Genomic DNA, 12635 nt, shown 5'->3' with positions numbered 1-12635 from the left:
GATATGTTGAACCGGGGGTTAACCGCAATCGGACGAAAGACGATGACAGACAAGGTAATCGAGGATGCAAGTTCGACCACCGCTTCAGGTGGGCGCTTTGCTGCGGGTGAAGACCCGTCCAAGCGTGAACAGATCCTCGATGGCGCGTGGCGCATGTTCAAGCAAAAGGGCTTCGACGCCGCCAGCATGAACGATATTACCCGGGAAGCTGGCGTTTCCAAGGGGACGATCTACGTTTACTTCGCCAATAAGGAAGAGTTGTTCGCCGCTTTGATCGACCGCCATCGCAGCGAATTTGCTGACTCCATGCGCGACATTCTGGCCGGGACCGAAGAGGTGCGCGATGGCCTGAGGCAGTTTGGAACGGCCTTTGCGAACCGTCTGGTATGCACTGACATGATCCCTGCCATGCGCTCACTGCTTGGCGTCATCGACCGTATGCCCAAGCTTTCGCGACGGTTCTTCAGTTCCGCGCCCAACAATATCAGGATCGTTCTGGAAGAGTTCATCCGCCATCATATTGAAAACGGCAGCCTCCAGGTTGACGATGTGGAATTGGCCGCGCGCCAGTTCATCGAACTTTCCACCGGCACGTTCTTTAAATATCGCCTGTTTGGTGAACTCGAAGGCCCCGTTCCCGACGAAGAGTTGGAGCGCGTGATCTCCAGCGCCATCCGCGTCTTCATGGCCGCTTACGGAACAAAAGCCGCCTGAAGCCATTCATCCTTCCGAGTTAGTCTAAAGCGCCGCCGGGAACCTCTCCTGACGGCGCTTTTGACATGCTTGCGTCGCAACTTATTCGTTATAGATTGCCCATTATCTGCGTTATCACCGTCGAATAATAACCTTCAGTTGAAAGGAAGTCCGGCCCGATGGAGTCCATCGTCCCTCTCTTGTCAGATCCCACCGCATGGGTGGCGCTCGTCACCCTCATCGTCATGGAGGTGGTGCTGGGTATCGACAACCTGATCTTCATCTCGATCCTGACCAACAAGCTGCCGGAAAACCAGCGGGAAAAGGCACGGCGCATCGGTATCGGTCTGGCGCTCGTCATGCGTCTTGGACTGCTCGGCACCGTCGCCTGGATCGTGCAGCTCACAGAGCCGGTCTTCGAAGTCTTCGGCCAGCCCTTCTCCTGGAAGGACATCATTCTCATCGTCGGCGGTCTCTTCCTCGTCTGGAAGGCCACCAAGGAAATCCACCACAACGTGGACCCGATCGATCACAAGGAAGACATGGTTGGCGGCAAGGTTGCCATCACCAGCTTCTCGTCTGCCATCGTCCAGATCCTGCTTCTCGACCTGGTTTTCTCGGTGGACAGCATCATCACCGCAGTCGGCATGACCCCTCACGTGCCGATCATGGTCGTTGCCGTCGTCTTTGCCGTCACCGTCATGCTGCTCGCCGCAACCCCGCTTGCCAACTTCATCGAGCGCAACCCGACGGTCGTCATGCTGGCGCTCGCCTTCCTGCTGATGATCGGCACGACGCTGATTGCCGAAGGCATGGGCTTCCATGTGCCGAAGGGCTACGTCTATGCCGCCATGGCGTTTTCGGCGCTGGTGGAAGTGCTCAACATCGTCTCCCGCAATTCCAAGCGCAAGAAGAGCAGCACCCTGCATTGATGCTGTGAAGACATCCCTGGAGCCCGCACCCGCTGCGGGCTCCAGCTTAAACTCAAGGCTGAACACGGCGCTCGCGCCTCAAGGCTGAGAGACAAGCAACCTCAAAGACTTGTCCAAGGGCACGCCCGGATACAGCATGCACGGCGCCGCGTTCACCGCACGCCCGCAAAACCCGCAAAACCGGCAGGAACAAGTGGCACAGCGCCCGCGTTCTTGATGCACCCTTCCCGGGTCATCCCCGCATTGTCCAATGGCAATGCCCTCCTGAAAGTACCCCCGCATGACCACAGAGCAGATCCTGGCCTTCACCGTGATTGCCGGGATGATGGTGGCCTTCATGTGGGACAGGTTCCGCTACGACGTGGTGGCCTGTAGCGCGCTTCTGGTGGCTGTTGCCGTCGGTGTCGTTCCCTTCGACAAGGCCTTTTCTGGCTTCTCCGACGATATCGTCATCATCGTCGGCAGCGCGCTGATCGTCAGTTCCGCTGTGGCGCGTTCCGGCATCGTCGATTTCATCATCAAGCGCTATTTGCCGGAAATGCGCTCCAAGGGCCTGCAACTGGCTTTTCTCATGGTGACCGTTGCCATCATGTCGGCCTTCATCAAGAACATCGGCGCGCTCGCCATCATGATGCCGGTCGCCTTCCAGTTTGCCCGCAAGTCCGGCAGCCCCGTCTCTTTCTATCTGATGCCGATGGCCTTTTCCGCCCTTCTCGGCGGCTTGATGACGCAGATCGGCACCTCGCCCAACATCGTCGTGTCGCGCCTTCGCGAGGAGATGACCGGCCAAAGCTTCAGCATGTTCGATTTCACCCCCGTCGGCCTTGCGCTGACGGTCGTCGGCATTCTCTTCCTCACCGTCGGCTATCGTCTTCTGCCGGTGCGGGCAAAGCAGCAGGCCTCTGTGGAAGATATTCTCGACCAGGCAAGCTACACCGCCGAAGCCACACTTTCGCCCGACAGCGTGCTCGTCGACAAGCCGCTGCGCGAACTCCTGCGTCTTGGCGACGGGGACGTGATTGCCAGAACCATTCTGCGTGGCCCCCGTCGCATCTCGCCCTTTCCCGATGTGACGTTGAAGGCTGGCGACACCGTGATGCTGGAAGGCAGCCCGGAAGGCCTCGACCGGATGGTGTCGCAGGCAAACCTCATACTCTCGGGCAAGCCGCTCACCGACAAGGGCGAAAAGGTCGTCGATCTCATCTCCATGGAAGCCGTCATCAGCAACGATTCCCACCTGAACGGCATGTCGGCACGCGAACTGGCGCTTTCCTATACGCGCGGCGTCAATCTGATTGCCGTGTCACGGCGCGGTCAGCGTGTCAGCGAACGCCTGAGCGATCTGACGCTGAAGGCGGGAGACGTGCTGTTGTTGCAGGGCAGCCGCAAGAACGTGCCGCTGATGCTGCAGGAGTTTTCGCTGCTGCCGCTTGCCCAGCGCGAAATCCTGCTTGGCGTCAAGCGCCGCGCCTTCATGCCGCTGATCGTGCTCGCCGCCGCCATGATTGCCGCCGGCAGCGGCTTGGTGCCGGTCTCGGTTGCCTTCTTCGCCGCTGCCTTCCTGATGATCGTGGTCGGCGCCATCCCGCTGACGGAAGTCTACAAGTCCGTGGATGGCCCGATCCTGGTCATGCTCGCCGCCCTCATTCCCGTCAGCGACAGCCTGAGAACCACAGGCGCCAGCGAGTTGATTGCCCACTGGCTTGGCAGCGTCGCCCATGGTCTTCCGCCCTTTGCCGCACTTGGCATGATCCTGCTCACCGCAATGGCGGTGACGCCCTTCCTGAACAATGCCGCCACCGTTCTGGTGATGGCGCCGATTGCAGCAGGCTTTGCCACCACGCTCGGCTTTCGACCCGAAGCCTTCCTGATGGCCGTCGCCATCGGTGCCGGTTGCGACTTCCTCACCCCCATCGGCCACCAGTGCAACACGCTTGTCATGGGACCGGGGGGTTACCGTTTCAGCGATTATCCGCGCCTTGGCCTTCCGCTCTCCTTCATCATCGTCATCGTCAGCATTCCCATGCTGCTGTACGTCTGGCCGGTGTCCTGAGGGGCCTGACCCCGGCACCACCGGCAAGACAGCACAACAGTCTTTTCTTGACGCCTGCGGCGGAATGTGGCCTAAGCCATGCCCAATGGGATGGTGTGAAATGGCGCTTGATCCAACGCCTGTTTTTGCCAATCCTGCCGCATCCAACGTCAATTTCGCTGACAACAGGCTGATTTCAGCCTTGCGTCGCTGCAACGTCACGACGAGTGAATTTCAATGACCACTTCCGGCGTCCGCGTCCGTATTGCCCCTTCCCCCACCGGCGAGCCGCATGTCGGCACGGCCTATATCGCGCTCTTCAACTATCTCTTCGCCAAGAAACACGGCGGCGAGTTCATTCTGCGCATCGAAGATACCGATGCCACGCGCTCCACGCGCGAATATGAAGAGAAGGTTCTGGAAGCGCTGAAATGGACCGGCCTGACCTGGTCGGAAGGCCCGGATGTCGGTGGCCCCTACGGCCCCTACCGCCAGTCCGAGCGCAAGGACATGTACTGGCCCTACGCTGAGGAGCTGCTCGACAAGGGCCACGCCTTCCGCTGTTTCTGCACCCCGCAGCGCCTGGAAGAAATGCGCGAGGCACAGCGCGCTGCCGGCAAGCCGCCGGGCTATGATGGTCTTTGCCTTCACCTGAAGGCGGAAGAAGTCACCGCCAAGATGGCTGCGGGCGAGCCTTCCGTCGTGCGCATGAAGATCCCGACCGAAGGCTCCTGCGATTTCCATGACGGCGTCTATGGCGATGTCTCGATCCCGTGGGAATCGGTCGACATGCAGGTGCTAATCAAGGCCGACGGCATGCCGACCTATCACATGGCAAACGTCATCGACGACCATCTGATGAAGATCACCCATGTGGCGCGCGGCGAAGAGTGGCTGGCATCGGTGCCAAAGCACATTCTGCTCTATCGCTATTTCGGCTGGCAGGAGCCGGTGTTCATGCATCTCTCCCTGATGCGCAACGCCGACAAGTCGAAGCTTTCCAAGCGCAAGAACCCGACCTCGATCTCCTACTATTCCGCGCTCGGCTATCTGCCGGAAGCGCTGATGAACTTCCTTGGCCTGTTCTTCATCCAGATCGCCGAAGGCGAAGAGCTGCTGTCGATGGACGAACTGGCTGCGAAATTCGATCCGGACGCGCTTTCCAAGGCCGGCGCGATCTTCGACATTCAGAAGCTCGACTGGCTGAACGGTCGCTGGCTGCGCGAAAAGCTTTCGCCGGAAGAATTCATTGCCCGCACGCTGGAATGGGCGATGGAGAACCAGCGCCTGACCGAAGGCCTGAAGCTCTCCCAGAGCCGTGTCTCCAAGCTTGGCGAACTGCCTAATCTCGCAGGCTTCCTTCTCTCTGGCGACGTGGGCCTGACACCGGCCTCCTTTGCCGGGCTGAAGAGCAAGCCGGAAGAGATCCTCGAGATCCTGACGACCGTTGCTACCGATCTGGAAAAGATGCCGGACTGGAACGTCGAAGCCATCGAAGCGGAACTGCGCGATGTGGCCGAGCGCACAGGCAAGAAGCTGCGCGTCGTCACGCCGCCGCTTTTCGTCGCCATGTCCGGCTCCTCGCGCTCGCTGCCGCTCTTCGATTCCATGGCGCTGCTCGGCCGCTCCGTCGTGCGCCAGCGCCTGAAGGCCGCCATCACCGTCGTCACGACGATGGTTGGCGCTGCGGGCTAAGGTCGATAAGGTCGCGCCGGGTCTGAGGGGCTCAGGGTAGGCGGCAACGCCACCCCACCCTCCGTCACCCTCGGGCTTGACCCGAGGATCCACGCCAAAGCCTCGAAGGCCACGGGTGGACAAGCGCTACGCCATAGATCCTCGGGTCAAGCCCGAGGATGACGCCGAGAGGGGTTAAGCCTTTCAGCGCTACCGATACGGAAGAACGCGGCCTTAGCCGCCACAGACACAAGAACAACTCGCCCGAAAAAGGCTTCAAGACCATGACCGACACCAAGACGACCGAAACGACTGCCCTGTCCTCCGACGCCACCGAAGTGCGCCGCCAGAAGCTGGCGCTTTTGCGCGACAAGATCGGCGACGTCTATCCGGCGCATTTCCACCGCACGCTGACCAATGCCGAGCTTGCGGAAAAATATGCCGATATCGAGCCGGATGTCGAAACGGGCGATACGGTCACGGTTGCCGGTCGCGTCTACTCCTCGCGCAATTCCGGCATGTTCATGGATATCCATGATGCGTCCGGCAAGGTGCAGATCTTTTCCCACAAGGATACGACGCCGGAAGCGGCCCGCGAGATGCTGCCGATGATCGACATCGGCGACATCATCGGCGTTACCGGCAAGGTGCGCCGCACCAAGCGCGGCGAGCTGACGATCAATGCCGAAGAGATCACCATGCTCACCAAGTCGCTTCTGCCGATGCCGGAGAAGTGGAACGGTATTTCTGACGTCGAAATCCGCTATCGCAAGCGCCATCTCGACATCCTCTCCAATGAGGAATCCAAGCTGCGCTTCCAGCAGCGCTCCAAGATCATTTCCGGCATCCGCCGCTTCATGGAGGCCGAAGGCTTCCTCGAAGTCGAGACCCCGATGCTGCAGACGGTCTATGGCGGCGCCACCGCCGATCCGTTCAAGACCTTCCACAACACGCTGAAGATGGACATGTATCTGCGCATCGCGCCGGAACTGTTCTTGAAGCGCACGCTGGTGTCGGGCCTTTCTGACAAGGTCTTCGAGGTCAACCGCAACTTCCGCAATGAGGGCGTGTCGACACGGCACAATCCCGAATTCACCATGCTGGAATGCTACTGGGCCTATGCCGACTATGAGGACATTATGAGCCTCGTGGAGCGCATGTTCGAAACACTGGCCATTGCCATCCACGGCACCACCGAGCTTGATTTCCAGGGCCAGAAAATTTCCTTCAAGGGTCCGTTCAAGCGCGTGCCGATGCCCGATGCCGTCAAGGAAGCAACCGGCATCGACTTCCTGGCGATCAAGACCGACGAGGAAGCCCGCGCTGCCGCCAAGGCCGCCGGCTTCGAAGTCGAGAAGGACTGGACCTGGGGCGAATGCCTCGCCTTCATCTTCGAGGAAAAGGTCGAAGGCACGCTGATCCAGCCAAGCCACGTGACCCATTTCCCCAAGGACATCTCGCCCTTCGCCAAGGAAGTGCCGGGCGAGCCGCGTCTGGTTGAGCGCTTCGAGAGCTACTGCAACGCCTGGGAAGTGGGCAATGCCTTCTCCGAGTTGAACGACCCCGAAGAACAGCGCCGCCGCATGGTGGAACAGCTGGAACAGGCCCATGCCCGTGGCGAAAAGGACAAGCAGCTGGACGACGAATTCCTCGACGCCATCGACCAGGGCATGCCCCCCGCTGGCGGCCTCGGCATCGGCGTCGACCGCCTGGTCATGCTGCTCACCAACGCCCCATCCATCCGCGACGTCATCCTCTTCCCAGCCCGCCGCCAGAAGGCCGACTGAGGTTTAAGAACTGCAAAGGACCGTCGCGACGAGCGGCGGTCCGAGATAAGCGGCTATTGGTTCGGCCTTATCATCCTACCTCACCTGTCCTTGATCCGAGGATCAGCACAGGGACGTGGAAGGGTTCATGCCTTCGGTGGCAACTTTCGATGCCCCTGCTCGCGACGGTGCAGAACTGGCGACATACTCACATGCACGAGGCGGTAACTAAGCCGCTCATCTCGCACAAAGCAACCCAATCAGTGCTCGGGCTTCGGAGCCTCTGCGGCGTGGTCGCTGCCAGCAGCAGCATCATGTCCCGGCGCCTCGGCCGCAGGCGCATCGTGTCCACCAGCCGCCGCGCCGGATACTGCACTGCCCTGTGCGGCAGGCTCTTCCGCCACGGCGGGGGCGCTGTGACCCGCCGCTTCATTCCCACCGTCTGAAGCCGGGGCGCTGCCATGGTCGCCAGCCGCTGCCGGCTCACCATGGCCTTCTGCCGCTGGCTGCTCGGCCGCAACCGCCGTCGTCTCGCCCTTGCCGAACAGCAGCGACTTGATGTAGCCGAAGCTGAACATGCTTTCGCTCTTGTCCGGCGTCGAAGTCAAAAGCGGTTCGGCAGAACCGTGACCACCGCCATCGGCATTGGCAGGCGCATCGTGGCCGCCTTCGGCGGGCTTGTCGCCACCGCCATGTCCATCGCCTTCAGCGCCGTGGCCATCCGATCCCTTGCTTTCGCCGTGCCCGCCCGAAGCCTCGGCACCGTGACCGGCAGGCGCGCCATGGCCACCCGCCGGAGCGCCATGTCCGTCGCCGGCAGTGGCCGCGACCGGATCGACGCAATCGGCAAATTCGGTGAGCGAAGCGGTCATCGCCTTGGCGTCTTCGACAGGAAGATCGATGCGCAATCCGTAAAACTGGCCGTCATCGGCAGCAGCACCATCATAGTAATAGGCGGAATAACTCTGAGAAGCAGCGCCTTCCGGCAGCTTGCTCGGATCGGCGATGTAGATTGCCTGCGCCGCGATCGATCGGCCGCGCATGTCGGCGCGCATCTGCGGTCCCTTGGCATCCAGCACCGAGACCTGGACGAGATCGGGATGGTCCTTGTCGTAGATGGCCTTGGCCACGCGCAGCGCCGTCTTCATGCGCTCGGGGCCATCGCCACCTTCCGTGCGGACGAATTTGCGGATCCAGACCGAGCCGTTCTTCTTGATCTTGACTGTCTGCGCCGTCTTGCATTCCAGGCCGTTCTGCACGACCTCCGAATTACCGAAGAGCTGATCCCTGCCGACGACAATGGCAGCAACGCCGGAGGCACCACCCAGAAGGAGGATGCCACCGCCAATCAATACCACTTTGCGGGAAAACCGTATTCTTTTGAACACTGCTTTCACGTCAAACGTCCCGACATAGACAACCTCGTCTAACGCCTTCGTCTCCCGTCGCGCCTCGTTGCGCAACCGGAGTGGAAAAGGCCGGATGGTGATAGACCACATCCGTGCAGCCATTGATCTTGATGGCTTCTCATTGAAGAAGACTTAATTAGGCAGGAAAAACGTTTGTTTCCGGACGTTTTTTGGGCTGGATCGCCGAGGCTCATCACCCCGCTCTTGCCCAGGCTACCGGGCGAAACACGCTGTAAGATTACCGACGCTTTTTCCAAGCAAGACATGCAACGGGCGATCCCTCACTGATGGGCGGACGGTGTCTCTCTATCGCACAAAGAAAGACTTCGCCGGAAGGGCTTGCCGCTGACAGCAGGCCTCCGCGCGCGCAATCAGGCACGCAGCACACCGTTGCACAGGAGAATTTGGAACAATATCCAGTTGCAGCCGTTCTTAATGCGAATGATTTGCAATAGCATTGACAATCTTTCCGATGTCTCCCACATTGCTATTGCGAATTAATCGCAAAAGAGGTTTTATCGTTCTCATGAAGTTGACCCGCTCGACGTTTATCGCTCTCTGCGCCGCAGCCTTCCTGCCCTTCTCCGCTTTTGCTGCGGAAAAGCCCAAGGTGATCACCACCTTCACAATCATTGCCGATATGGCCCGCAACGTTGCGGGCGACGCCGCTGATGTCGAGAGCATCACCAAGCCCGGGGCCGAGATCCATAACTACCAGCCGACCCCGCGCGATATTCTCAAAGCCCGCGATGCCAACCTCGTCTTGTGGAACGGGCTGAACCTCGAACTCTGGTTTCAGAAGTTTCTCGCCAATCTCTCCGGCGTTCCGAATGTCGTTGTCAGTGATGGCGTGACGCCGATTTCGATCAGCGGCGGCGCCTATAGCGGCAAGCCCAACCCGCATGCCTGGATGTCGCCGGACAATGCGCTGATCTACGTCGAGAACATCCGCAAGGCGCTCACGCAAATCGATCCCGACCACGCGGATGTCTATGCCGCCAATGCCAAGGCCTATTCGGACAAGATCCGACAGGAAATCCAGCCGATGCGCGATGCCATCGCAGCACTGCCGGAAAACAAGCGCTGGCTGGTGACGAGCGAAGGGGCCTTCTCCTATCTGGCGCGCGATTTCGGCCTGAAGGAACTGTTCCTCTGGCCGGTCAATGCCGATAGCCAGGGCACACCGCAGCAGGTGCGCGGCGTCATCGACGCGATGCGCGCCAACAATGTCCACGTCATCTTCAGCGAAAGCACCGTGTCGCCCGATCCAGCAAAGCAGGTGGCGAAGGAAACGGGCGCTGCCTATGGCGGCATTCTCTATGTGGATTCTTTGAGTGAGGCGAACGGCCCCGTGCCGACCTATCTCGATCTTCTGCGCACCACAACAGCCACGATCGTGAAGGGTCTCAGCCAATGATGATGGGGAAAACGAGAAGCGCTGCGAAGCCGAAGCCTGGTCAGGATGGATTGACCGTCGATGATGTGACGGTCACCTATCGCAACGGCCACACGGCATTGCGCCGCGCAAGCTTCTCGATCCCCAAAGGCACTATCACTGCCCTTGTCGGCGTCAATGGTGCGGGCAAATCCACCATCTTCAAGGCCATCATGGGCTTCGTGCCGCTGTCGGCCGGCACCGTCTCGATCTTCGGCGAGCCGGCTTCCACCGCGCTGAAAAAGAACCTCGTCGCCTATGTGCCGCAGGCCGAAGAGGTGGATTGGAGCTTTCCCGTTCTCGTCGAGGATGTGGTGATGATGGGCCGTTACGGCCACATGAACTTCTTTCGCATTCCCACCAAACGCGACCACCTGATGGTGGAAGAGGCGCTCGCACGCGTCAACATGCTGGATTACCGCAAGCGCCAGATCGGCGAGCTTTCCGGCGGGCAGAAGAAACGCGTCTTTCTCGCCCGCGCGCTGGCGCAGGAGGGCAAGGTCATTCTGCTCGACGAGCCCTTTACCGGCGTCGACGTGACGACCGAAGAGCAGATCATTGCGCTTTTAAAGTCCCTGCGCGACGAAGGCCGCATCATGCTGGTCTCCACCCACAATCTCGGCAGCGTGCCGGATTTCTGCGACCGCGCCGTCTTCGTCAAGGGCACGGTGCTTGCCTCGGGCAAGACGAAAGACACCTTCACCGAAGCCAATCTTCAGGCGGCCTTTGGCGGAAGCCTTCGCCACTTCATCCTGGGCGGCGCCGACCTGCATGACGATGCCGACCCGCGGCATCTGAAAGTGATCACCGATGACGAGCGCCCCTTCGTCATCTACGGCCAGAATGGCCATGAGACGCGGGGCGATGCGGCGAAGGTGGGGGACACGGAGCGATGATCTCCACCCTGCTTGAGCCCTTCACCTACTCCTACATGCTGAATGCCATCTGGGTCAGCGCACTGGTCGGCGGCGTCTGCGGCTTTCTCTCCGCCTATCTGATGCTGAAGGGCTGGTCGCTGATCGGCGATGCCCTCTCCCACGCCATCGTGCCGGGCGTCGCGGGCGCCTATATGCTGGGTCTTCCTTTCGCACTCGGCGCGTTTTTCTCCGGCGGGCTTGCGGCGGCATCGATGCTGTTTCTCAACCAGAAGACAAGGCTGAAGGAAGACGCCATTATCGGCCTGATCTTCACCTCCTTCTTTGGTCTCGGCCTTTTCATGGTGTCGCTCTCGCCCACCTCCATCAACATTCAGACCATCGTTCTCGGCAACATCCTCGCCATCACCCCCGAAGACACCATCCAGCTGGCGCTGATCGGCGGCATCAGCTTGCTGGTCCTCTCGCTGAAATGGCGGGACTTCATGGTCGTCTTCTTCGATGAGAACCACGCCCGCACCATCGGTCTGAAGCCGGACGTGCTGAAGGTCATCTTCTTCACCCTGCTCGCCGCCTCCACTGTCGCAGCTCTGCAGACCGTCGGCGCCTTTCTGGTCGTCGCCATGGTGGTGACGCCCGGCGCCACCGCCTATCTGCTGACGGACCGTTTCGAGCGGCTGATCGGCACGAGCTTCGGCATCGGCGCCGCAACGAGCTTCCTCGGTGCTTACCTGAGCTATTTCCTCGATGGCGCGACCGGCGGTATCATCGTCGTGCTACAAACGCTGATCTTCCTGACCGCTTTCCTGTTTGCGCCCAAACACGGCTATCTCGCCTCGCGCGCCAAGGCCCGCGCCGCCCTTGAGGAGCCCGCATGAGCGAATATCTCGAACTGGCGCTCCTGCCCTTCCAGCTTCCCTTCATGCAATATGCCTTCATCATCACGCTGATGATCGCCGTGCCGATGGCCATGCTTTCCTGTCTGCTGGTGTTGAAAGGCTGGTCGCTGATGGGCGATGCGGTCTCGCATGCGGTGCTGCCCGGCGTCGTCATCGCCTATATCGTCAACATCCCCTTCTCCATCGGCGCCTTCATCGCTGGCATGATCTGCGCGCTCGGCACCGGTTTTCTGAAGGAAAACAGCCGCATCAAGGAAGACACGGTGCTTGGCATCGTCTTTTCCGGCATGTTCGGCCTGGGGCTGGTGCTTTACGTAAAGGTGCAGAGCGACGTGCATCTCGATCATATCCTCTTCGGCGATATGCTCGGCGTTTCGATGGCCGATGTCATCCAGACCGGCCTGATTGCGCTTGCCGCCACGCTCTTCCTCGCCATCCTGCGCAAGGATCTGCTGGTGCACGCCTTCGATCCGCAACACGCCAAGGCCATCGGCCTGCCGGTCCGCATCCTGCATTACGGCCTGCTTGCCGTCCTGTCGCTCACCGTCGTCGGCGCGCTACAGGCAATCGGCATCATCCTGTCGGTCGCCATGCTGGTGGCACCTGGCGCTATCGCCTTCCTTGTTACGCGGCGCTTCTCCGCCATGCTGATTGCCGCCGTCTGCGTGGCGCTCTTCTCTACCACCCTTGGCATCTGGCTGAGCTTCCTGATCGACAGCGCACCGGCGCCCACCATCGTGCTCATCATGAGCGGGATCTTCATCCTGGCCTTCCTCCGCACGACGATGAAAGCCAGGAAAACCTCCGCCACCGCGACCGCGTGACCCATCGCAAGGGCCGGGTCTCGAAAAAGATTTTCGGTACCCTGGAACCTCTTCCCTCACTTTTGCGTCATTACTGCATGCCCGCGCGCGTGAAGA

At 60.4% G+C, this 12635-nt stretch carries 10 protein-coding genes; 9 read left to right on the top strand and 1 reads right to left on the bottom strand.

What is annotated here, in order from left to right; translation table 11 throughout:
* The first annotated feature begins 42 nt into the window (after positions 1-42).
* From ACTJKV_RS04495 to lysS, 5 genes are all read left to right on the top strand, one after another.
* Positions 43-714, top strand: coding sequence for a TetR/AcrR family transcriptional regulator (locus ACTJKV_RS04495; RefSeq protein ID WP_062439304.1), 672 nt, complete (start codon positions 43-45; stop codon positions 712-714).
* A gap of 158 nt (positions 715-872) precedes the next feature.
* Positions 873-1625 (top strand): TerC family protein, encoded by a 753-nt coding sequence (locus ACTJKV_RS04490; protein WP_062424975.1) that lies wholly within the window; start codon positions 873-875, stop codon positions 1623-1625.
* A 280-nt stretch (positions 1626-1905) separates the two neighbouring features.
* Positions 1906-3678: an SLC13 family permease gene (locus tag ACTJKV_RS04485; protein WP_111850502.1), complete on the top strand. Its 1773-nt coding sequence runs from the start codon at positions 1906-1908 to the stop codon at positions 3676-3678.
* Between the two features lie 216 nt (positions 3679-3894).
* On the top strand, positions 3895-5352 hold the full coding sequence (gltX, locus tag ACTJKV_RS04480; protein ID WP_153311618.1) for a glutamate--tRNA ligase: 1458 nt from the start codon (positions 3895-3897) through the stop codon (positions 5350-5352).
* 263 nt (positions 5353-5615) lie between these two features.
* Entirely contained in the window at positions 5616-7118 is a 1503-nt protein-coding gene (lysS, locus tag ACTJKV_RS04475) for a lysine--tRNA ligase (protein WP_062424978.1), read from the top strand.
* A 239-nt stretch (positions 7119-7357) separates the two neighbouring features.
* Here the strand turns inward: lysS and ACTJKV_RS04470 are convergent, their stop codons facing one another.
* Positions 7358-8455, bottom strand: coding sequence for a hypothetical protein (locus tag ACTJKV_RS04470; RefSeq protein ID WP_440598489.1), 1098 nt, complete (start codon positions 8453-8455; stop codon positions 7358-7360).
* Positions 8456-9032: 577 nt separating this feature from the next.
* On the opposite strand from ACTJKV_RS04470, the gene ACTJKV_RS04465 reads away from it, so the two are divergent.
* The 4 genes from ACTJKV_RS04465 to ACTJKV_RS04450 are packed head-to-tail and all read left to right on the top strand — an operon-like array spanning position 9033 to position 12539.
* Entirely contained in the window at positions 9033-9923 is an 891-nt protein-coding gene (locus ACTJKV_RS04465; RefSeq protein ID WP_274102969.1) for a metal ABC transporter substrate-binding protein, read from the top strand.
* Positions 9924-9925: 2 nt separating this feature from the next.
* Complete coding sequence (locus tag ACTJKV_RS04460) at positions 9926-10837, top strand: manganese/iron ABC transporter ATP-binding protein (protein ID WP_440598599.1); 912 nt, start codon at positions 9926-9928, stop codon at positions 10835-10837.
* Positions 10834-11694: a metal ABC transporter permease gene (locus tag ACTJKV_RS04455; protein WP_274102967.1), complete on the top strand. Its 861-nt coding sequence runs from the start codon at positions 10834-10836 to the stop codon at positions 11692-11694. The genes ACTJKV_RS04460 and ACTJKV_RS04455 overlap by 4 nt, the downstream gene beginning before the upstream one ends.
* On the top strand, positions 11691-12539 hold the full coding sequence (locus ACTJKV_RS04450; RefSeq protein WP_274102965.1) for a metal ABC transporter permease: 849 nt from the start codon (positions 11691-11693) through the stop codon (positions 12537-12539). Before ACTJKV_RS04455 ends, ACTJKV_RS04450 begins: the two co-directional genes overlap by 4 nt.
* Positions 12540-12635: the final 96 nt, after the last annotated feature.

Source organism: Agrobacterium sp. 22117 (genome assembly GCF_052045735.1).
In the GTDB taxonomy this organism is placed as follows: Bacteria; Pseudomonadota; Alphaproteobacteria; order Rhizobiales; family Rhizobiaceae; genus Agrobacterium; species Agrobacterium cavarae.
Note: the sequence above shows the minus strand (reverse complement) of the source record. Positions and strands in the feature narration are given on the sequence as shown.

Coding starts and splice junctions, on each gene's coding strand:
- ACTJKV_RS04495 (WP_062439304.1), top strand. CDS start 43: ATGACAGACAAGGTAATCGAGGATGCAAGTTCGACCACCGCTTCAGGT.
- ACTJKV_RS04490 (WP_062424975.1), top strand. CDS start 873: ATGGAGTCCATCGTCCCTCTCTTGTCAGATCCCACCGCATGGGTGGCG.
- ACTJKV_RS04485 (WP_111850502.1), top strand. CDS start 1,906: ATGACCACAGAGCAGATCCTGGCCTTCACCGTGATTGCCGGGATGATG.
- gltX (WP_153311618.1), top strand. CDS start 3,895: ATGACCACTTCCGGCGTCCGCGTCCGTATTGCCCCTTCCCCCACCGGC.
- lysS (WP_062424978.1), top strand. CDS start 5,616: ATGACCGACACCAAGACGACCGAAACGACTGCCCTGTCCTCCGACGCC.
- ACTJKV_RS04465 (WP_274102969.1), top strand. CDS start 9,033: ATGAAGTTGACCCGCTCGACGTTTATCGCTCTCTGCGCCGCAGCCTTC.
- ACTJKV_RS04460 (WP_440598599.1), top strand. CDS start 9,926: ATGGGGAAAACGAGAAGCGCTGCGAAGCCGAAGCCTGGTCAGGATGGA.
- ACTJKV_RS04455 (WP_274102967.1), top strand. CDS start 10,834: ATGATCTCCACCCTGCTTGAGCCCTTCACCTACTCCTACATGCTGAAT.
- ACTJKV_RS04450 (WP_274102965.1), top strand. CDS start 11,691: ATGAGCGAATATCTCGAACTGGCGCTCCTGCCCTTCCAGCTTCCCTTC.